This window comes from Sphingomonas sp. SDUR79, assembly GCF_056821745.1.
The window spans coordinates 3,644,424-3,664,605 of the sequence record NZ_JBPDIN010000001.1; the positions used below are offsets into that span (position 1 = coordinate 3,644,424).

General features: G+C 66.5%; 22 protein-coding genes. 13 read left to right on the plus strand and 9 right to left on the minus strand.

The features are described from left to right. The first annotated feature begins 6 nt into the window (after window positions 1–6). The 4 genes from ACRYLO_RS17920 (at window position 7) to ACRYLO_RS17935 (ending at window position 3,447) form a co-directional block, all read left to right on the plus strand. Complete coding sequence (locus ACRYLO_RS17920; protein WP_482661414.1) at window positions 7–900, plus strand: SDR family NAD(P)-dependent oxidoreductase; 894 nt, start codon at window positions 7–9, stop codon at window positions 898–900. Between the two features lie 134 nt (window positions 901–1,034). Then, a complete protein-coding gene (locus ACRYLO_RS17925; protein WP_482661415.1) occupies window positions 1,035–1,646 on the plus strand; it encodes an aspartyl/asparaginyl beta-hydroxylase domain-containing protein in 612 nt (203 codons plus the stop codon). A 45-nt stretch (window positions 1,647–1,691) separates the two neighbouring features. Then, window positions 1,692–2,870 (plus strand): sulfotransferase, encoded by a 1,179-nt coding sequence (locus ACRYLO_RS17930; RefSeq protein ID WP_482661416.1) that lies wholly within the window; start codon window positions 1,692–1,694, stop codon window positions 2,868–2,870. A 79-nt stretch (window positions 2,871–2,949) separates the two neighbouring features. After that, entirely contained in the window at window positions 2,950–3,447 is a 498-nt protein-coding gene (locus tag ACRYLO_RS17935) for a lasso peptide biosynthesis B2 protein (RefSeq protein WP_482661417.1), read from the plus strand. Here ACRYLO_RS17935 and ACRYLO_RS17940 read toward each other — a convergent pair. Together ACRYLO_RS17940 and hemA are read right to left on the minus strand one after the other, a co-directional pair. Then, on the minus strand, window positions 3,438–3,956 hold the full coding sequence (locus ACRYLO_RS17940; RefSeq protein WP_482661418.1) for a GNAT family N-acetyltransferase: 519 nt from the start codon (window positions 3,954–3,956) through the stop codon (window positions 3,438–3,440). The genes ACRYLO_RS17935 and ACRYLO_RS17940 overlap by 10 nt on opposite strands. Window positions 3,957–3,986: 30 nt before the next feature. Next, window positions 3,987–5,228: a 5-aminolevulinate synthase gene (gene hemA, locus ACRYLO_RS17945; protein ID WP_482661419.1), complete on the minus strand. Its 1,242-nt coding sequence runs from the start codon at window positions 5,226–5,228 to the stop codon at window positions 3,987–3,989. A gap of 218 nt (window positions 5,229–5,446) precedes the next feature. Here hemA and ACRYLO_RS17950 point away from each other — a divergent pair, with 218 nt between their 5' ends. After that, window positions 5,447–5,614: a hypothetical protein gene (locus ACRYLO_RS17950; protein WP_482661420.1), complete on the plus strand. Its 168-nt coding sequence runs from the start codon at window positions 5,447–5,449 to the stop codon at window positions 5,612–5,614. A gap of 15 nt (window positions 5,615–5,629) precedes the next feature. On the opposite strand, the gene murI is transcribed toward ACRYLO_RS17950, so the two are convergent. Beyond that, a complete protein-coding gene (murI, locus tag ACRYLO_RS17955) occupies window positions 5,630–6,421 on the minus strand; it encodes a glutamate racemase (RefSeq protein WP_482661421.1) in 792 nt (263 codons plus the stop codon). Between the two features lie 33 nt (window positions 6,422–6,454). Continuing rightward, complete coding sequence (locus ACRYLO_RS17960) at window positions 6,455–7,228, minus strand: hypothetical protein (RefSeq protein WP_482661422.1); 774 nt, start codon at window positions 7,226–7,228, stop codon at window positions 6,455–6,457. A gap of 139 nt (window positions 7,229–7,367) precedes the next feature. Between ACRYLO_RS17960 and plsY the strand changes: the two genes are divergently transcribed. Genes plsY through ACRYLO_RS17975 form a run of 3 tightly spaced genes read left to right on the plus strand, consistent with a single transcriptional unit; the run spans window position 7,368 to window position 9,731 of the window. Further along, entirely contained in the window at window positions 7,368–7,973 is a 606-nt protein-coding gene (gene plsY / locus ACRYLO_RS17965; RefSeq protein ID WP_482661423.1) for a glycerol-3-phosphate 1-O-acyltransferase PlsY, read from the plus strand. Next, a complete protein-coding gene (dprA, locus tag ACRYLO_RS17970; protein ID WP_482661424.1) occupies window positions 7,966–9,051 on the plus strand; it encodes a DNA-processing protein DprA in 1,086 nt (361 codons plus the stop codon). Before plsY ends, dprA begins: the two co-directional genes overlap by 8 nt. After that, window positions 9,048–9,731, plus strand: a complete 684-nt coding sequence (locus tag ACRYLO_RS17975) for a hypothetical protein (RefSeq protein ID WP_482661425.1) — start codon at window positions 9,048–9,050, stop codon at window positions 9,729–9,731. The genes dprA and ACRYLO_RS17975 overlap by 4 nt, the downstream gene beginning before the upstream one ends. Window positions 9,732–9,766: 35 nt before the next feature. On the opposite strand, the gene ACRYLO_RS17980 is transcribed toward ACRYLO_RS17975, so the two are convergent. Beyond that, a complete protein-coding gene (locus ACRYLO_RS17980) occupies window positions 9,767–10,213 on the minus strand; it encodes a hemerythrin domain-containing protein (RefSeq protein ID WP_482661426.1) in 447 nt (148 codons plus the stop codon). A gap of 123 nt (window positions 10,214–10,336) precedes the next feature. Here ACRYLO_RS17980 and topA point away from each other — a divergent pair, with 123 nt between their 5' ends. Further along, window positions 10,337–12,880 carry a type I DNA topoisomerase gene (gene topA, locus ACRYLO_RS17985; protein WP_482661427.1) on the plus strand — a complete coding sequence of 848 codons (2,544 nt, stop codon included), beginning with the start codon at window positions 10,337–10,339 and terminating at the stop codon, window positions 12,878–12,880. A gap of 135 nt (window positions 12,881–13,015) precedes the next feature. On the opposite strand, the gene ACRYLO_RS17990 is transcribed toward topA, so the two are convergent. Then, window positions 13,016–13,312, minus strand: a complete 297-nt coding sequence (locus ACRYLO_RS17990) for an SEL1-like repeat protein (protein ID WP_294016386.1) — start codon at window positions 13,310–13,312, stop codon at window positions 13,016–13,018. 85 nt (window positions 13,313–13,397) lie between these two features. Continuing rightward, on the minus strand, window positions 13,398–14,240 hold the full coding sequence (gene panC / locus ACRYLO_RS17995) for a pantoate--beta-alanine ligase (RefSeq protein ID WP_482661428.1): 843 nt from the start codon (window positions 14,238–14,240) through the stop codon (window positions 13,398–13,400). Window positions 14,241–14,317: 77 nt separating this feature from the next. On the opposite strand from panC, the gene ACRYLO_RS18000 reads away from it, so the two are divergent. The 3 genes from ACRYLO_RS18000 (at window position 14,318) to pgmG (ending at window position 16,890) form a co-directional block, all read left to right on the plus strand. Beyond that, window positions 14,318–15,118 carry a division plane positioning ATPase MipZ gene (locus tag ACRYLO_RS18000; protein ID WP_482661429.1) on the plus strand — a complete coding sequence of 267 codons (801 nt, stop codon included), beginning with the start codon at window positions 14,318–14,320 and terminating at the stop codon, window positions 15,116–15,118. Continuing rightward, window positions 15,115–15,423, plus strand: a complete 309-nt coding sequence (locus tag ACRYLO_RS18005; RefSeq protein WP_482661430.1) for a J domain-containing protein — start codon at window positions 15,115–15,117, stop codon at window positions 15,421–15,423. Before ACRYLO_RS18000 ends, ACRYLO_RS18005 begins: the two co-directional genes overlap by 4 nt. 84 nt (window positions 15,424–15,507) lie before the next feature. Further along, window positions 15,508–16,890, plus strand: coding sequence for a phosphoglucomutase/phosphomannomutase PgmG (pgmG, locus tag ACRYLO_RS18010; RefSeq protein ID WP_482661431.1), 1,383 nt, complete (start codon window positions 15,508–15,510; stop codon window positions 16,888–16,890). Between the two features lie 142 nt (window positions 16,891–17,032). Here the strand turns inward: pgmG and ACRYLO_RS18015 are convergent, their stop codons facing one another. Continuing rightward, entirely contained in the window at window positions 17,033–18,199 is a 1,167-nt protein-coding gene (locus ACRYLO_RS18015) for a tetratricopeptide repeat protein (RefSeq protein ID WP_482661432.1), read from the minus strand. Window positions 18,200–18,300: 101 nt separating this feature from the next. On the opposite strand from ACRYLO_RS18015, the gene ACRYLO_RS18020 reads away from it, so the two are divergent. Beyond that, complete coding sequence (locus tag ACRYLO_RS18020; protein WP_482661433.1) at window positions 18,301–19,062, plus strand: exonuclease domain-containing protein; 762 nt, start codon at window positions 18,301–18,303, stop codon at window positions 19,060–19,062. A gap of 172 nt (window positions 19,063–19,234) precedes the next feature. On the opposite strand, the gene ACRYLO_RS18025 is transcribed toward ACRYLO_RS18020, so the two are convergent. Next, window positions 19,235–20,152: a TraB/GumN family protein gene (locus ACRYLO_RS18025; RefSeq protein WP_482661434.1), complete on the minus strand. Its 918-nt coding sequence runs from the start codon at window positions 20,150–20,152 to the stop codon at window positions 19,235–19,237. Window positions 20,153–20,182 lie beyond the last annotated feature (30 nt).

Sequence of the window (20,182 nt, forward strand, 5' to 3'; positions counted from 1 at the left end):
AAGTTGATGGTGCTCGATGGACGGATCGCGATCGTGACCGGTGCCGGCGGCGGGCTGGGCCGCGCGCATGCGCTCTATCTGGCGCGTAAGGGCGCGCGCGTCGTGGTCAACGACCTGAGCGAGGACGCAGCGCGGCGCGTTGCCGCAGAGATCGGCGCGCAGGGCGGCAAGGCGCTCGCGCTCGCCGGTTCGGTGACCGACGAATGGGCCATGTCCAACATTGTCGCGTCGACCATGGACGCGTGGGGGCGGGTCGATATCCTGATCAACAATGCCGGCATCCTGCGCGACAAGAGCTTTGCCAAGATGACGATGGATGATTTCCGGCTGGTGGTGGACGTGCACCTGATGGGTGCCGCGATCGCCAGCAAGGCGGTTTGGGAGATCATGCGCGGACAGGGCTATGGCCGCATCGTGATGACCACCTCATCTTCCGGCCTGTACGGCAATTTCGGCCAGGCCAATTACGGCGCGGCGAAGATGGCGCTGGTCGGCCTGATGCAAACGCTGGCGATCGAGGGCGAGAAATATGGCATCCGCGTCAACTGCCTCGCGCCGACCGCCGCGACGGGGATGACCGAAGGCGTCTTGTCCGAAGCGAGCCTTGCCGCGCTCGACCCGGCGCTGGTCAGCCCGGGGCTGTTGACGCTTGTGGGAACGGACGCACCGACCCGCGCGATCCTGTGCGCCGGTGCCGGGCATTTCGCCACGGCCAACGTCACGCTGACCGATGGCATCCAGATCGGCGGCGGCACCGATGCCGGCGAAGCCCTCGCAGCGCGCTGGACCGAGGCGAGCGACCGGGCGGGTGAGATCGTGCCCGCTTATGGCTTCGTTCAGGCTGAACGCGAATTGGTGGCGGCCGGTGTTACCGCACCGGCGGTGGCGGTCGCGCGCTGAAACAGGCTCCGATCGGCCTGGGTCGTTAGGGCCTTTAGGCCCTCTGGCCCAGGCTGATCGGCGGCATGCCAACTGCCGATCTCCGCCCGCTGGCCCGGCTTGCGCCTGCGCGGGGTGCGGCATAGGCTCGCGCCATGCGCGACCAGGCGATCCGTTCTACCCTCGCGACCGGCTCGACCCCGATTTTCGCCGATCGCCGCAAGCTGCCGCTCGCCTTCGATCCCGTCCGGTTGCGCGCCGATCTCGACGCGGTCGACCGCGACTGGATCGACCATATGGTGCGGCAAAATTACACCGGGAACTGGTCGGTCCTGCCGCTGCGCCATAGCGCGGGTGCAACGCATCCGGTGATGATGATCTATTCCGATCCGACCGCGACCGAATTTGTCGACGGGCCGCTGCTCGCCGCGACGCCCTATTTCCGGGAGGTGCTGGCGGCATTTCAGTGTCCGATCACTGTGGTCCGGCTGATGCGCCTCACCCCCGGATCGGTGATCAAGCCGCATCGCGACCATGATCTGGCGGCCGAACACGGGGTCGCCCGGCTGCACATCCCGATTACGACCAACCCCGATGTCGCGTTTCTGCTCAACGGGACCCCGGTCACGATGGCGCCGGGTGAGGCCTGGTATCTACGCCTGATGGACACCCATTCGGTCGCCAATCACGGCACCAGTGATCGCGTGCACCTGGTGATCGATGCGCTGGTCGACGACTGGCTGGGCGGCATGCTTGGTTCCTGTTGACCCGCACCGCGCGGCACCAGCGGTGCGAAATGGGGAGCGCATGACGTGACGAGCCAGGGCGCAGACCATCGCCAGCCACCGCACCTTCGGGACGCGATCCTTGCCAGCCCTGCGCTTCAGGAACGGCTGGGCGCGCATTTCCACCCGACGCTGTTCGATGCCGAGCTGCGCGTGATCGCTGCGGACCTAGGGCTGGATCCCGAGCAGGCTTCGATCGCGGCACCCGGACCCGGCGCACCGGTCACGCTCGACCGCTGGCCGCAGATCGGTTGGCTCCCGGCCCGTTCAGTGCCGGGGTCGGGCGCGCCGGCGTTCGATTGGGTCTGGTTCGGCGATCGTCCGTTGGGCGAGCCGATGTTCGAGGCCAGCGTCAGCCGGATGGCGTCGCGCCCGCTCAGCCGCCGGTTTCGCATCCGCACCGGTCTGACCGCGCTGATCGCCGGCGCTGGGCAGGAGGCGACGCTGGAGCCGGACGGGATCGTGTTTCACATGTCCCGCTGCGGATCGACGCTGGTGGCGCAGATGCTGGCCGCAGTGCCGCACCATATCGTCGCGTCGGAAGCAGCGCCGATCGACGCTATGGTGCAATGGTGCACGACATCCGGCGCGCCGCACGACCTTCAGGTCGCGGCCTTACGCGCCGTGGTCGCCGCGATCGGGCGCAACCGCTCCGGGGCCGCCCGACGCTATTTCCTCAAGCTCGACAGCTGGGCGATCCTGGCGCTGCCGCTGTTCCGCGCTGCCTTCCCCAACACCCCCTGGATCTTTCTGTATCGCAATCCGGTCGAGGTCATGGTGTCCCAGCTGCAGATGTCCGGCATGCATTTCGCCGCCGGGCAAGTGCCCGCGCTAGGCGCGATCGACAGCGGCGACTTCCGGTCGATTGAGGATCGTGGCGCGGGGGTGCTCGCCCATTATCTCGACTGTGCGGCCGACCATGTTTCGGCCGGCGGCGGGATGCTGGTGAATTATTCCGAACTGCCCACCGCGATGGAGCAGGCGATTCCCCGGCATTTCGGCTTTTTGCCCGATGCCGACGAACGTGCGGCGATGGCAGCGGCGAGCCGGCGCAACGCCAAAGCGCCCGATCAAGCCTATATCGACGATACGCAGCGCAAGCGCGCCGCCGTAACGCCGGCCATTGCGGCCGCCGTCGCGCGCCATCTCGACGGACCTTATGCCCGCATCGAGGCACTTCGCGCAGCAGCGGCTGCGCTGGCGTAACTGACTTGCGCCTCGCCCATTGGCCGACCCCGGCGGTGATGCTAGAGCCTGCCGAAACACCATATATGGAGGCGGTTACGTGTCGCGCACCGCGATCATCGCGCGAAAATTGGCAGTGGCGCGGCGCCAGCCAGCCTTTGTGTGGCTGTGGCTTGCCCCGGCATGGCTGCTGATCGGCATGTCATCTGCGATGATCGCTCTGTTGCCATTTCGTCGCATCGCACCGTGGCTGGGCGTCAATCTGGGCGCGACCGTGCATCGTCCCGCCGCCACCCCGCAACAGGCCGCCCGCGCGCGGCTGATCGGCCGGGCGGTTTCGATCGCCGCCGGTTACGCCCCGTTCCGGTCCAACTGCCTGCCCCAGGCCATGGCGGCCAAGGCGTTGTGCGCCCTGTGGCGCGTTCCCTGCGCGGTGATTCTGGGGGTCGAGCGGGAGCGGCCCGAAGGAGAATTGCGCGCGCATGCCTGGACCAGTTGCGGCGATGCGACGCCCACCGGTAGTGCACGCAGCTTTGCAACGCATGTGCCGCTATCCTGCTTCGTCCCCGCGACCGTGGCGGCGCAGCTTCAGCGCTGAGCCGGGGGGCGACGCATCGCGGCGGATGGCGCACCGGGGTCCGGAGCGCGGTCGATAAAGCCCAGTCGCGCATAGATTTGGCGCGCCGGATTATCGGCGGACACGTTCAACGTCGCGGGCAGGGCGTGGGCATCGGCAACTGCGAGCCATGCCCCCAACAGTGCGCGCGCCGCACCGATCCCGCGATGCTCTGGAAGCACTGCGATATCGACCAGATGGGTGTCTGCGGCATTCCACGCGATCAGCGCATGGCCGATGGGCGCGCCCGCGCGCAGCACGATTCGGTGCATCGCATCGGGAAATGCACCGTCGTGCCCCGCCCGCTGAAACTGCGCCTGTAGCGCCAGCATCGCGTCGGGCAGCAGGCCGGCCAGCGTCGAGCAGGCGACGGCGCAGTCCAGCAGGAACGCCATGTCGTCGGGCGTGCGCGGGCGGCATTCCAGCGCGCTGCACCGCTCGGCAAAGGCCAGATCGAACGCGGCAGCCAGTTGGGCTTGGATGGCGTTCAACGATCAGCCTCCTCGCCCAGGCGGTCCATGTCAGGCTGCGGCGCGCAGCTCCAGGCGTTCCCAGATCTCGACCAGCGCTGCCGTCAATTCGGCCATCATCTCCGCGCTGTGCGCCGGCCCGGGCGTGAAGCGCAGACGCTCGGTCCCGCGCGGGACGGTCGGATAATTGATTGGCTGAACATAGACGCCATATTCGGCCAACAGGATATCGCTGATCTTCTTCGCCCATACGGGGTCGCCGACCATCAGCGGTACGATGTGGGTCGTACTGTCCATCACCGGCAACCCGGCATCGGCGAACATCGTCTTCAGCCGCCCCGCTGCCGCCTGCTGCCCGTCGCGTTCCTCGCTCGATTGCTTGAGGTGCCGTACCGACGCCAGTGCACCCGCGACCAGCACTGGCGAGAGCGAGGTGGTGAAGATGAAACCCGGCGCATAGCTGCGGATGACATCCACGATCGTGCGATCGGCGGCGATATAACCGCCCATCACGCCGAACGCCTTGCCCAGCGTGCCTTCGATGATGGTCAGACGCGAAGCGGCCGCGTCGCGTTCCGAAATGCCACCGCCGCGCGCGCCGTACATGCCGACGGCATGCACTTCGTCGAGATAGGTCAGTGCGTTATACTTGTCGGCGAGGTCGCAGATTGCGTGCAGCGGGGCGATGTCGCCGTCCATCGAATAGACGCTTTCGAACGCGATCAGCTTGGGCACCGACGGATCGTCCGCCGCCAGCAATTCCTCGAGATGCGCCAGGTCATTGTGCCGCCACACCCGCTTCTCGCACCCCGAGTTGCGGATGCCCGCAATCATCGACGCGTGGTTCAATTCGTCCGAATAGATGATGCAACCCGGCAGCACCTTGGCCAGCGTCGACAGCGTCGCCTCGTTTGAGACATAGCCACTGGTGAACAGCAACGCCGCTTCCTTGCCGTGCAGATCGGCCAGTTCAGCCTCGAGATGGACATGGTAATGGGTGTTGCCGCCGATATTGCGCGTGCCGCCCGATCCGGCACCGACATCGTGCAACGCTTCTTCCATCGCCGCGATCACCTTGGGGTGCTGGCCCATCGCAAGATAGTCGTTCGAGCACCAGACGGTGATCGGCTTTGGCCCGTTATGCCCGGCAAAGCACCGCGCATTGGGGAACATGCCCTTGTTGCGCAGAATATCGATAAAGACGCGATACCGGCCTTCGGCGTGAAGCCGGTCGATCGCCTGGTTGAACACGCGCGAATAATCCACCGCGCGCGGAGTTGCCTCGCTGGTCATCAACCCCCGTTAGCGAAATTTGGGGCGTCGCGCCACTGCGGCAATCACCTAGATTTTCGATCAGGGCGATCGAGCGATCGTTGCGCACCCGCTTGCCCCAGATCAGGGCGCGCGCGGCGCGATCTGCTATGCTGGTTGCACTGCGGAACGGGACTCCGGGCATTTTCCGCAGCTGAGAGACCATAGCGCTCCCGCTTGAAAAAATGGGGAGATTCACGATGGCGCAGAGCGACATCGATTATTTCGCGCAACGCGAACTGGCCGAACGCGACCGGGCGGCCAAGGCGAACGACTCGGGCGCGCGTTATGCCCATCTCGCCATGGCCGATGGCTATGCCAAGCGCGTCAAGGTGATGAGCGAAACCCCGGCGATTCCGCTGCGCTGAACCGCTGCCGGTGTGTCAGAGCGTCTCGATCCGGTCGAGGCCATAGGTCGCCAATGCCGGTACCAGCGCGGGATCGGGCGCGGCGGTGAATACCGCAACGCCGGGTGCGGGGCGCTCGGGCCAGCTCTGCCCCGCCGTCAGATGCGCGATTCGCCGTGCAATCCCCGGCCCGCCATCGACGAAGCGCACGCGATGCGGCGCGGCGGCGGCGAGTTCGGCCTCGACCAGCGGAAAATGGGTGCAGGCGTTGACGATGACGTCGATGCGGTCACCTCCGGCCTGCCCGAACAGGCCATCCAGCACGGCACGATACTCCGCCGAATCGATGACCCCGCCGCGCAGCTTCGCCTCGGCAAGTTCGACCAGCTCGGCGCTGCCATGGCGCAGCACGGTGCAGTCGGCGGCGAAGCGCGCGGTCAGATCGTCGACATAGGGCTGACGCACGGTCGCCTGCGTCCCCAGCACTCCGATTACGCGGGTGAGCGAGGCCTCGGCCGCTGGCTTGATCGCCGGCACCGTCCCGACGATCGGCACGTCGAGCGCGGCGCGGACATGGGGCAGCGCGATGGTCGATGCGGTATTGCACGCGATGACGATCAGCCGCGGCCGGTAACGCTCGGCGAGCCGCCCGAGCAACGCGGGGACGCGCGCGGCGATCTCGCCTTCGCTGCGCGTGCCATAGGGAAATCCGGCGCTGTCGGCGGCATAGACCAGCGGCGCGTTGGGCAGCAGCGCGCGCGCTGGTTCCAGCACCGAAAGCCCGCCCACGCCCGAATCGAAAAAGAGAAGGGGCCGGATGTCGGTCATCGCGCGGCGGGATGGAGCGTGCGCTCGTGCCCGTCAACCTGCCGGACGGTGCGGCTTCCAGTCCGCCGGAATCCCCCGCCGCGAGAAGATAGGTTGGCTGAAGCCGAGAAATTCGTCGCGAGAAACCCTGCCGTCGTCATCCATGTCGATCCGGGCGATCCATGCCGCTTGGCCGGCTTTATCGCGAAGCCAGCTGACCTCTTCGCGCGGGGGCGGGTTACCCTTTGGATAAGGGCGACTGACGCCGAGGCCGGGTGCCTCGGCGCGTTCGATATAGCCCGATCCGTCGCGGTCCATGGTCGCGAAAGAGCCGAGGATAAAGGCGCGAATCTCCTCTGGCGTCCCTGTGCGGGTGGGTGCGCGGACTTGATCCGATGCCGTCACTCGCGCCACTGGTTCGGACGTTTGGGGATTGGGAGGTTCAAGGCCGGTTTGCATCAGGACGAAGCTCGCAATGGCGGCGATGAAGATCATGACGGTTCCCCCAATCCAGGCCGCGGTCCACAAGCGCTGCGGCATGTGGGTCCTTTGTTCCGATGGCGCCGTATCGGAAAGGTCTGACGTCTGGGGTCCCAATTCTGGCTCGGTTCCCTCGGCCTGCGCCAGAATACGCGCCGCCTGCAACGAGGAGGACAGGCCGAGTTTCGTACGCGCCATCTTCAGGCGCTTCTCGACAGCGTGCGGGGATATACCGAGATCGAGCGCCATTTCCTTGGCGGTCTGAGGGATCAGGCGGCGGCGCAGGCACTGCTTCTCGTTTTCGGTCAGTCGAGCAAGCGCCGCGCGCCGCCCATCCTCCATCGTCATGTCTGCCACCCGCTCCACATCGTGACAGCGCTACCCCAAAGGCGCGCCGGTCCAAAAGCCCGGCCGGTTGGTACCCTATGATCGAGATTGTTGCGCCCGATTAGCGAAGACCCTAGCCTTTGTCCAAGCAAGGGGACTCATGCAGACGCAACTCGCCAGTTTCGCGCCGATGCTCGCCATCGCGCTCGGCTATCTTCTCGGCTCGATCCCGTTCGGCGTCGTCCTGACCCGGCTCGCCGGGGCGGGGGATCTGCGCCAGATCGGATCGGGCAATATCGGCGCGACCAATGTGCTGCGGACCGGGCGCAAGGGGCTGGCGGCGACGACCTTGCTGCTCGATCTGCTCAAGGGTGCGGCGGCGGTGTGGATCGCGCAGGCGCTGTGGCCTGGCCTTGGCATGTTGGCCGCGGCAGGGGCATTCATCGGCCATTGCTACCCCGTCTGGCTCAGGTTCAAGGGCGGCAAGGGCGTCGCGACGCTGATGGGCATCGTGCTCGCGCTGCACTGGCCGTCCGGCATTGTGTTCGCGGTCGTGTGGCTGGGGCTGCTGGCAACACTGCGAATCTCGTCGGTGGCGGGGATGGCGGCGGCGATCAGCGCGCCGGTCAGCGCGGCGTTGATGAACCGGTTCGATCTCGTGATGCTGCTGGTCGTGCTCGCGCTGATCGTGCTGTGGAAGCATCGCGAGAATATCGAGCGGCTGATGGCCGGGACCGAGCCGCGCATCGGCCGCAAGCATGGCTGACGAGGCCGCGCGCCTCGCCCGTCTCCGTCTGATCCGGTCGCCACGAATCGGTCCGGTCACCTATCGCCAGCTGATCGCGCGCTTCGGCGACGCACAGGCGGCGCTCGACGCGCTTCCGGCGCTGGCACTGCGCGGGGGCGGTCAAACGCCGACGCTGGCCGATCCCGCACATGCCCGGCGTGAACTGGCGGTGGTGGCACGGCTCGGCGCACGCCATGTGTTTCTCGACGATCCCGACTATCCCGCCTTGCTGGGTGAGCTTGAAAATGCGCCACCCGCGCTGATCGTGCGCGGCGATATCGGGCTGCTGGCGCGGCCGTGCGTGGCGATGGTCGGGGCGCGCAATGCCTCGGCCGCCGCATGTCGCTTTGCCCGGCAACTGGCGCAGGGGATGGGAGAGGCAGGGGCGACCGTGGTCTCGGGCCTTGCGCGCGGCATCGACACCGCCGCGCATCACGGATCGCTCGCCAGCGGCACGGTGGGCGTCATCGCCAGTGGCATCGACATCGCCTTTCCGCCGGAAAATGCCGAGCTCCAGGAACAGGTTGCGCAGCGCGGTCTGCTGATCGCCGAACAGCCGCCCGGCGCCGAACCGCTCGCGCGCCATTTCCCCTCGCGCAACCGCATCATCGCCGGCCTCGCGCAGGGGACGGTGGTGGTCGAGGCCGCGCCGCGTTCCGGTTCGCTGATCACCGCGCGGATCGCGGCGGAGGCAGGGCGGGAGGTGATGGCGGTCCCCGGCTCCCCGCTCGACCCGCGTGCACAGGGCTGCAACCTGCTGATCCGCGAGGGCGCGACATTGGTTCAGGGGGTCGACGACATCCTCGAAATGATCCGCCCGATCGATGCGCGCGCCGTGCGCTCACCGGTGTCGGGCTTCGGTGCCGAGCCGGGCGCCGAACCTGATGCAGCCGAGCGCAGCCGGGTGGAGGGGCTGCTCGGCCCCGTCCCGGTCCCGGTCGACGAACTGATCCGCCAGTCCGGCCTGCCCGGCGCGGCGGTGCAGCTGGTGCTGCTCGAACTCGAACTCGCCGGCCGGCTGGAGCGGCACGCCGGCGGGCGCGTGAGCCTGATTTGAGCAAGAGCGATCCGGATCGGCTGGAGGTTGCCGAAATCCTTCGCGAAGCCTCGGCGCTGATCGGGGCGCATCCGCTCGCCTTCATTCTCGCTACCGCGATTTACACCGGGTTCGGTGTCTGGATCGACGACCAGAACCCGTCATGGAGCGCGCAACTCACGATGCTGATCGCCCCGGTCATCGTGCAGGGGCTGCTGCAATATCTCCTGCTCCGCAATGCCTTTGGCGGTGCGGCGGGCGGCTGGGTCGGGCGCGCGCTCGCCCCGGTGATCGTCATCACGCTTCAGCTCGGCCTGTGGACGGTGATCGGGCTGGGCTACATGCTCCTGCTGGTGCCGGGTCTGTATCTCGCGGCCCGGACGTCGGCGGCGCTCGGCATGGCGACGGTCGAGCACAGCGGTTTGTTTGCCAGCATCGCCGGAAGCTGGCGCCGCACGCGCGGGTCGGTGTGGCCGCTGGTGATGGTCCATGCCATCCTGCTGTTTCCGATCGTCGCGCTGTTGGCCGGACTATTCGCTGCGGCCCTTATGGGCCAGGGCATCGCCTATGAATCGATCGAGTTCAGGGTAACCACCAACCTTGCGTTCGGCGTTGTGACGATGGCGGGATGGGCGGTGGTCGGTGCGGTCTATCGGCTGACCGATCCGTCGCGCGGGGCGCATGAGGATGTTTTTGGCTGATTCTGCACGCGCAACCGGCGCTGCGATGGCAGGCTTCACCCCGCCGCCATGCGTGCGTTCGCCTCACGCAGCGTGATTGTCCCGCACGACAATGCGAGCGGGTAGAGAATTTCATTCTCGATCCGCACCCGCGCCGACAGCGCCGACAGGACGCGCTTGCTCGCCTCGACGAACAACTCGCGGTCGCTTTCGATCTCGTCGGCGGTCCATTCGTCGACATAGGCGCGCCATTCGGCCGCAAGCTGGTCGAAATCGCCCATCGCAATCTCCGCCGCCTCGCGCTGCGCCATGTCGCCCTTGGCCAGAAGGTGCGGGTACACCTCCAGATCCTCGGTCGCGAGATGGGCGGCAAGTTCGGTGTCGAGCCCCACGATCATCGTGCGCAGCATCGTTGGCGAAGCGCTCGCAGCCGCCTGCAACAATGCGTCGCCGCGCGCGCTGATCTGCGTATGTTCGTCAATCAGCCGTTCGACCGAAACCATTCACCAACCCTCCTCTGCCGACTCGTATAGGGGGTGGTGGTTAAGAGGGGGTGGCGTTCCGCTTGACGCCCGCTATTCAGCCTCCCCATCCTCGCGCGTACACGTAAGGAACCGCCAAACCTCATGCAGCTCGTCATCGTCGAATCGCCCGCCAAGGCGAAAACCATCGAGAAATATCTGGGCAAGGACTATCGCGTCCTGGCGTCCTACGGTCACATCCGTGACCTGCCGCCCAAGGACGGATCGGTGCAGCCCGATGACGGCTTTGCGATGGAGTGGGAGACCTATCCGGACAAAGCCAAGCAGCTCAAAGCGATCACCGACGAGGCGAAGAAGGCCGATCGCCTGATCCTCGCGACCGACCCTGATCGCGAGGGGGAGGCAATCAGCTGGCACGTTCAGGAAGTGCTGGCGAAGAAGAAGGCGCTCCCCAAGGAGGTCGAGCGCGTCACCTTCAACGCGATCACCAAGGCGGCGGTGCTGACCGCGATGGCCGCGCCGCGCCAGCTCGATACCGATTTGATCGACGCCTATCGCGCGCGCCGGGCGCTCGACTATCTGGTCGGCTTCACCCTCTCGCCGGTGCTGTGGCGCAAGCTGCCCGGCGCCAAGTCGGCGGGCCGCGTCCAGTCGGTCGCGCTGCGCCTGATCGTCGAGCGCGAGCGTGAGATCGAGCTGTTCAAGGCCCAGGAATATTGGTCGGTCACCGCGCATCTCGAACATGACGGCACCGCGTTCGACGCGCGCCTGACGCGGTTCGAGGGCAAGAAGCTCGACCGGCTGTCCATCGGCACCGAAGGCGTGGCGATGCGCGCCAAGGCCGCGGTCGAACAGGGCCGCTTCACCGTCGCCAGCGTCGAGACCAAGCCGGCGATGCGCAACCCGCCGCCGCCCTTCACCACCTCGACCCTGCAGCAGGAGGCGGCGCGCAAGCTCGGCTTCTCCGCCAGCCACACGATGCGGATCGCGCAGGCGCTCTACGAGGATGGCGCGATCACCTATATGCGCACCGATGGCGTGCAGATGGACGGCAGCGCCATCGACGCCGCACGCAAGGCGATTCACGACCGCTATTCGGGGGCGTACGTCCCCGACAAGCCGCGCCAGTATCAGACCAAGGCCAAGAATGCGCAGGAAGCGCATGAGGCGATCCGCCCGACCGATTTCAGCAAGGATCGCGCGGGTTCGGGCGACCACGCCAAGCTCTATGAGCTGATCTGGAAGCGCGCGCTGGCGAGCCAGATGGCGTCGGCGCGGATGGAGCGCACCACCGTCGAGCTCGAAGAACCGACGGGTCAGGACGCGCTGCGCGCCACTGGCCAGGTCGTGCTCTTCCCCGGCTATCTCGCGCTCTATGAAGAAGGCCGCGACGATGAGGGCGATGAGGACAGCCGCCGCCTGCCGGTGATCCGTCAGGGCGACACGCCGGCCAAGAAGGGCGTCGACGCCGAACAGCATTTCACCCAGCCGCCGCCGCGCTTCTCCGAAGCTTCGCTGGTCAAGCGGCTCGAGGAACTCGGCATCGGCCGCCCCTCGACCTATGCCTCGATCATTCAGGTACTCAAGGACCGCGCCTATGTGCGGGTCGAAAAGAACCGCTTCTTCGCCGAAGAAACCGGGCGGCTGCTGACCGCCTTTCTCGAACGATTCTTCGAGAAATACGTCAATTACGACTTCACGGCGGGGCTTGAGGAAGAGCTGGACGATGTGTCCGGCGGCCGCGCCGGGTGGCAGGCGGTGCTCGCCGCCTTCTGGCGCGATTTCCAACCGCGCACGGCGGAAGTCATGGAGCAAAAGCCGAGCGAGGTGACCGCCGAGCTCGACAAGTTCCTCGAACCCTATCTCTTCCCCGACAAGGGCGATGGCTCCGATCCGCGTCTTTGCCCGTCATGCGGGGTGGGCAAGCTGGCGCTGCGTGGCGGCAAGTTCGGCGCGTTCGTTGCCTGCTCCAACTATCCCGACTGCAAGTTCACCCGCCGCTTCGGCCAGCCGGGCGGTGAAGATGGCGGCGATAGTGGGCCGGAAGTGATCGGGCAGGATCCGGAGACGGGCGAGGATATCTCGCGCCGCTCGGGCCGGTTCGGGCCGTATATCCAGCGCGGCGAGGGCAAGGAGGCGGCGCGCGCGTCGATCCCCAAGGACATTCCCGAGCTGGATCTGGACTGGGCGGTCAAGCTGCTCAACCTGCCGCGCACGATCGGCAATCACCCGGAAACGGGCAACCCGATCACCGCGTCGATCGGCCGCTATGGCCCCTATCTGGCGCATGACGGCAAATATGCGCGACTGGCTTCGACGACCGAAGTGTTCGAAACCGGCATGAACGCTGCCGTGGTCAAGCTGGCCGAAGCGGCGGCGGGCGGCGGGCGTCCGCAGCGCGGATCGCGCGAGCCGCTGAAGGTGCTGGGCGCACACCCGGTGTCGGGCGCGGAGATCAAGCTGATGGAGGGGCGCTACGGCGCATACCTCACCGACGGCACGACCAATGCGACGCTGCCCAAGACGGTCGATCAGGCGGCGCTGACGCTCGACGAAGCCGTCCAGCTCATCGACGCCAAGGCCGCTGCTGGCCCCGCCAAGAAAAAGGGCGGACGCAAGGCTCCGGCGAAGAAGGCTCCGGCAAAGAAGGCCGCGCCGAAAAAGAAGGCGGCGGCGAAGAAAGAGTAGGTCGATCCTCCCCTGCAAGGGGAGGCGGCAGCGCGCAGCGCTGACGGAGGGGTGTCGCGCTATCGAGAGGGGAATACCCCTCCACCACGCCTTCGGCGCGGTCCCCCTCCCCTTTCAGGGGAGGAACTTTGGGCGTTACGCCGCCCGAAGCGAGGTCATCTGCAGCCAGGCGCGCGCCTGTTTCTGGGCTTCGATGATTTCGCGCGCGGTCATGTCTTCCGCAACTTCGGCGCGCATATAGGGCGCCTCGGTGCTGCCCCCGAGGGCGGCGATGTTGAACCATTTATGCGCTTCGATCAGGTCCATTTCGACGCCCGATGCGCCGCTCGAATAGACCATCCCGAGCTCATAGGCCGCATCGACGCTTCCGCGCGCCGCATCGGCCAGCCGACTGTCGATCAGGAACTGTGCGCTCTTAATGCTGTTGCCCATGACATTGCCCCACTTTTGATCGCTCTCATCATGACAGCGAGCTTGGGGCATTCATGGTAAGCAAATGGTTAACGCGATTTACCGTTCAATCCGGGGCCGCCACCGCCACATTGTCGATCAGCCGCGTGCCGGCGATGCGCGCGGCGGCGAGCAGGCGGCGGAGCTGGCCCGCGACCGGTGCGCCTAGGCTGGCGGCATCGACCAGCTCGACATAATCCACTTCAAAACCAGCAGCTTCCAGCGACGCACGCGCGGTGGAGAGCGCAGTGGTGGGATCGTCGCCCTTCTCGATTGCCCGCACCGCGACGCCCAGCGCGCGGGGCAGGGCCACCGCGGCGGCGCGATCCTCGGGCGCGAGATAGGCGTTGCGCGAGGACAGGGCGAGGCCGTCATCGTCGCGCTGGGTCGGCACGCCGCGCACGTCGATGTCGAAATCCAGGTCGGCGACCATGCGGCGGATTACCGCCAGCTGCTGGAAATCCTTTTCCCCGAACAGCGCGACATCGGGCTTCACCTGGTTGAACAGCTTGGCCACCACCGTCGCGACCCCGTCGAAATGGCCGGGGCGCGCGGCACCGTCGAGCGGCTCGCTGACGCCAGCGACCGAAATGTTCGTCGCATGCCCCTCCGGGTACATCACCTCGACCGGCGGCATCCACAACAGGTCGACCCCCGCCTCGGCCAGCATGCGCGAATCCGCCAGCTCCTTGCGCGGATAGCGGGCCAAGTCCTCGTTCGGCCCGAACTGCTTGGGGTTGACGAAGATCGACACGACCACCCGCTGCCCAGCCAGCTTCGCCTGCGCCACCAGCGCCATATGCCCGGCATGCAGCGCGCCCATGGTGGGCACGAAGGCAATCCGTTCCCCATTGGCGCGGAATCCCGAAACGGCATCGCGAAGGTCGGAGAGCTGACGGATGGTTTGCACGCGCACAATGCCTTGGATATGGAACGAAGCGCGGCCTTCTATGGGGGGCAGGCCGGCTGTTCAATCAGGGAAGTTGAGTGACCGACGCAACGAACTCGCTGCACGTGATCGTCTTCGCCAACGAAAAGGGCGGGACCGGCAAATCCACGACCGCTGTCCACACCGCAATCGCGTTGGCGATCAAGGGCGCGCGGGTGTCCTGCTTCGACCTTGACCACCGCCAGCGGACGATGGGCCGCTATCTCGACAACCGGCTCGAAACGATGAACCGCGCCGGGCGGCCGCTGCCAATGCCGCGTTTCGAAACCCATGATGGCGAGAGCATCGCCCGATTTTCCGAATCGCTCGAGCGACTGGGGCAGGATACCGACTTCCTGATCATCGACACGCCCGGGCGCGACGACAAGTTCGGGCGGATCGCGATCACCAATGCCGATACGCTGGTGACGCCAATGAACGACAGCTTCGTCGATTTCGACCTGATCGGACAGGTCGATCCCGACACCTTCCGCGTGACCCGGCCTAGCTTCTATTCCGAGCTGATCTGGGATTCGCGCAAGCGCCGCGCGAAGGCGGACGGCCAGACGATCGATTGGGTGGTCCTGCGCAACCGCATGCAGCATATCGAGGCGCGCAACATGAAGCGCGTGTCGGAGGCAATCGACCAGCTTGCCAAGCGCGTCGGCTTCCGCGTCATCCCCGGCCTGTCGGAACGCGTCATCTATCGTGAGCTGTTCCCCAAGGGCCTGACCATGCTCGACAGCCGCGAGTTCGGTGAAATGGGCCTCGCCCATGTCGCCGCGCGACAGGAATTGCGCGAGATGATGGCGGGCCTCGCCCTGCCCGAGGTCGAAGCGGCAATGCCGCTGTTCGCATGATCTTCAAATTCCTGATCGGCGTGCTGCTCGCCTGGCTCGGCTGGCGGCTATGGCATGGCTGGGGCCGTCCGCTGCCCGGCACGCCCAAGCCGGCCCCGGCCCCCGCCGCGCGCGATCCCGAAGAGGCTGCCGCCTATGCCATTCTCGGCGTGGCACCGGGCGCCGATCCGGACGAGATCCGCGCCGCGCACCGCCGCCTGATCACCAGCGTCCACCCCGATCGCGGCGGCTCGCCCGAGCTGACGCGCCAGGTCAACGCCGCGCGCGACATGCTGCTCAAACCGAAGCTCGACCCGAAAAACTGAAACGCATTGCCATTAGCCGCGTTTGACGGTTGCACTTTGCGTAACGCGCGCGAAATGAAGCGCGTAGAATTCCCTGGAGGCCCAATGACCCATCGTTTCGATCCGACCTCGCTGCGCGAATATGACATTCGTGGAATCGTGGGCAAGACTTTGGGGCCGGACGATGCGCGCGCGATCGGGCGCGGCTTTGCCACGCTGCTGCGCCGCGCTGGCGGCACCCGCGTTGCGGTCGGTCGCGACGGGCGTGTGTCCTCGCTCGAGCTTGAGGCGGCTTTGGTCGAGGGGCTGACCGCATCGGGCTGCGATGTCGTGCGCATCGGGCTCGGGCCCACGCCGATGCTCTATTATTCCGAAGCGACGCTAGAGGTGGATGGCGGCATCCAGATAACCGGCAGCCATAATCCCGGCGATTATAACGGCTTCAAGATGGTGTTTCAGCACCGCCCATTTTTTGGCCAGGACATCCAGACGCTGGGCAAGATGGCGGCCGAGGGCGACTGGGAAGAGGGCGAAGGCACGATCGGCGACGCCGACATCCTCGACAATTATGTCGGTCGCCTGCTCGCCGGCTATTCGGGCGGCACGTTCCGCATCGGCTGGGACGCCGGCAATGGCGCTGCTGGCCCGGTGATCGACAAGCTGGTGCAGCTGCTGCCCGGTGAGCATCACACGCTGTTCACCGATGTGGACGGCAATTTCCCCAATCATCATCCCGATCCCACCGAAGAAAAGAATCTGGCGCACCTCAAGGCGCTGGTCGCGGAGAAGAACCTCGATTTCGGATTGGCGTTCGATGGCGATGGCGACCGGATCGGCGCGATCGACGGGCAGGGCCGCGTGATCTGGGGCGATCAGCTTCTGTCCATTCTGGCTGAACCTGTCCTCAAAAAGGACCCCGGCGCGACGATCATCGCCGACGTGAAGGCCAGCCAGGCACTGTACGACCGCATTGCGGAACTCGGTGGCCAGCCGCTGATGTGGAAGACCGGCCACAGCCTGATCAAGACCAAGATGAAGGAAACCGGCGCGCCGCTCGCGGGCGAGATGAGCGGGCATATCTTCTTCGCGCAGGACTATTACGGCTTCGACGACGCGCAATATGCTGCGGTCCAGCTGATCAACGCGGTCCACCTGATCGGCCGCTCGATGAGCGAGATCCGCAGCGCGATGCCGGCGATCGTCAACACCCCGGAAATGCGCTTCCAGGTCGATGAAAGCCGCAAATTTGCGGTGATCGACGAAGTGCTGGAGCGGCTCAAGGCCGAGGGTGCCGACGTCAACGACACCGATGGCGCGCGGGTCAACACCCCCGATGGCTGGTGGCTGCTGCGCGCGTCGAACACGCAAGACGTGCTGGTCGCCCGCGCCGAGGCAAAGGACGAGGCAGCGCTGGACCGACTGCTCGCCATGATCGACGCACAGCTTGCCGCCAGCGGGCTCGAGCGCGGGCCGCAAGCGGGGCATTGAGCGCCCGCCGGTTGCGCTAGCGCGGTTTTTTAGTGGGCGGCACCGGCCCGCTCCCCCACCCGGCCACCCAACGACAGTGTATTCTATGGGTGGCCGGGTGTGGGAGCGGGCCGGTGCCGATCCAGCGAAGCTGAAAACGAATCTAGCGCATTTGCGCCAGATCCCATGCCGCGCGCACCTGCGCGGCAAAGATCGGGGCGCTACGCTGAAGCGCTGCCTGCGCATCGCGCGAGAAGCCGGTGTGAAGCTGTTGCCGCAGCCGCGCATCGTCGGCGGCCACGCGCAGCAGTGAACGCACTTCCTGCGGTGCCCGCCCGCTCGCCTGGAGATGTGTGGCCAGCCCCAGAATTGCCCGCGCGCGATCGGGGTCCATCGCCGGACGGCTGATCAGCACCGCCAGCGACCGGCGATACCAGCTTTCGGCCTCATCAAGGCGGCCCTGTTTCGCGATGATGGCAGCGACATAGCTGCGTCCCTTGGCGATCATCGGGTCCGAATCCCCGACCCGCGCGGCGGCGGCCGCCAGCCCCTTGCGGAACAGTGCCTCACCCTCGGCGAGCCGCCCCTGGCTGGCGAGATTGTAGCCGAGATTGGTGTAGGTCACCGCCAGATCGAGCATCCCGCGATCATCGGTCAGCGTCGCGCGTGCCGCCAGCAATGGCGCATAGAGCTTCTCCGCCTCGGCGAACCGGCCCTGATCCTCGAGCATATAGGCGATATCCTGCTGCGCCTGCAGGATTGCGGGGTCCCCCGCGGCCAGGGTGCGGGTCCGCAGCGCCAGCGTCGTGCGCATCATCGCCTCGGCCTCGCGGTGGCGCTCCTGATAGCTCAGGTTCCACGCCAGCGCATAATAGATGTCTGCGACCTCCAGCGGATTCGACTCGCCGCCATCGGCCAGTGCCAGTGCCATGCGATAGAGCGGCTCGCCCTCAGTGAAGCACGCTTGCTGCTCCATGGCGTGGCCAAGGTGGAGATAGGTGCGGACGAGCTGAGGCGTGCGTGCCATCGGCCGTCGGTCGGTGTGGAACAGTGGCGCATAGCGCTCGGCCATCGCGAGATCGCCGGGATCGCGAGCGGCGACCAGCAGCTTGCCCCAGCTCGTCGCGCATTCAAGCGTGGGCTTGGCTGGGTCGCATGCGGCGAGTTCGGCGCGGCGCGCGGCGATATAGCGGGCCCGGGCCGCATCGCCCCCCGTCAGCTCGATACAGCGCGGCGCCCGGGCGGTCGTCGGCAACGCCGACACCCCGGCCAGCGCCGGGCTGGCCAGCGTGAGCGTCAGGAACAGCAACAGGCGCCGCAGGAAATACATGGTGCCATCCTATCGCAGCGCAGTCCGTACACCAGCGACGATCTCTGACTGCGAGGCTGCGCAGGGGTGGCAAATCGCGGCGGAGCGGGCCACATGGGGGCATGGCTCCCTCCGCCCCCCAGATCATCCGCGTCATCGACCTCGAGACCACCGGACAGGCACCGCCGCAGCATGGCGTGTGCGAGATCGGGTGGCAGGATGTCGCGCTGGGCAAGGACGGCCGCTGGGAACTGGAGGGTGAGGGCGGTGCGCGCCTGGTCAATCCCGGTCGCCCGATCCCGCCGCTGACCATGGCGATCCATCATATTCGCGATGAAGATGTCGCCGATGCCGCCTGGTGGCACGATGTCGCGCGCCCGGTGCTCGATCCGTGGCCGCGTCGCGTGGCGCTGGCGGCGCATCGGGCGAGTTTCGAGGAGCAGTTCTGTACCCCGTCCCTGACGCGTGGGGCGCATTGGATCTGCACCTATAAATGCGCGCTGCGGCTGTGGCGCGACAGCCCGGGCTTCTCCAACCAGTTCCTGCGTTACTATCGCATGCCAGAGGGGCTGGAGCATGAACGCGGCCTGCCTGCGCACCGCGCCTTTCCCGACGCCTATGTGACGGCGCATCACCTGCGCGACATGCTCAACGAGGCCAGCGTCGCGCAGCTGATCGAATGGTCGAAACTGCCCGGCCTGCTCCCGCGCGTGCGCTACGGCCCTGATCGCGGAAAAGAATGGAGCGAGATCGACGATGAGTCGCTCGATGCCTTCCTCCAGGATCGCGACGAGGACATCCGCTACACCGCACAGGTCGAGCTTGAACGGCGTCGCGGCCGGGGACCGGAGTTCAAACCGGTCCGCCAGCCGCAGCTGTTTTAAGGAGTTCTGATGCGGAACACGCCTCCGCAGTCAGAAGGGAGTTTTGCCGCAGGCGACGGAGGGGGAGGAGGCGCGGCGGCAAGCGCCCGAAGGGGATCGCCGTCCTCCCCCTCCGTCCGGCGGCGTCTGCGACCTCCCCTTGCGGGGGAGGATCGAGACGCCGCCCGCAGGATCAATATTCGATCCGCGTGCTCTTGATCTTGCGCTTCTCCAGCATGACCTGGACGCTGTCCGGGCCGGACAGATGGCCGGCACCGACCGCCATGAACACCACGCCCGGCTTGTCGAGCCGCGTGTCGATCCACTCGGCCCAACGCGTGTTCCGGTCGGCGAGCAGCATCTTGCTGAGCTCGGGCGAGCTGCGCATCGCTTCGTTCATGATCGCGGCGAGACCTTCGGCATCGCCTTCCGACCATTCGTCGACCATCTTCTGAAACTCAGGTCCGACATTGCCGAGCTGCGTCAGCGTTTCGGTCAGGAACTGGATCTGCGCAGCCTCTGACAGGCTGTCGAAAAAGCCGAACTGCTGTTCGATCGTTTCGACGCCGGAAATTGGCTTGTTCGCCGCCTTGGCCGCTGCCGTCAGCGCGGATTCGGCACCCGATGCCGGGTTATAGCCCGCCTTCATCAGCGCGACGAGCGACAGCTGGTTGGCCGCAAACCACGGCTTCAGCCGGGCAAAGGCTTCAGGCGGAATGCCCGCATCCGCGACCGCCTTGGCGAACGCTTCACGCTTGTCGGCGGGCAGGCGGTCGGCCAGCGCGGGACCGGTCGCGGCGACGCCATATTTCATGATCAGCGGCTGCACGGCAGCCGGATCGGGCAAGTCGCCGATTTCGGTGACCAGTTCGCCGCTCGCGTCGAACGCCGTCTTCACCGCCTCGTCGAACCAGCTGAGGCCGGCCGGCAGCACATGGATCGTGCCGAACAGATAGATGGTGGTATCTTCATCCTTGACGACCCACAGAGCCGGATCGGCGTCCTTGACCTGCGCGGCGGGGGCAGGTGCCGGTGCCTGCTGTGCCAGCGCGGCGGGGGTAACGAACAGCAGGGCGAGCGCCGTTGCTGCACGGGGCAGAAACTTTTTCATGATAACTCTCCGATAACAAGGGGTTAGCTT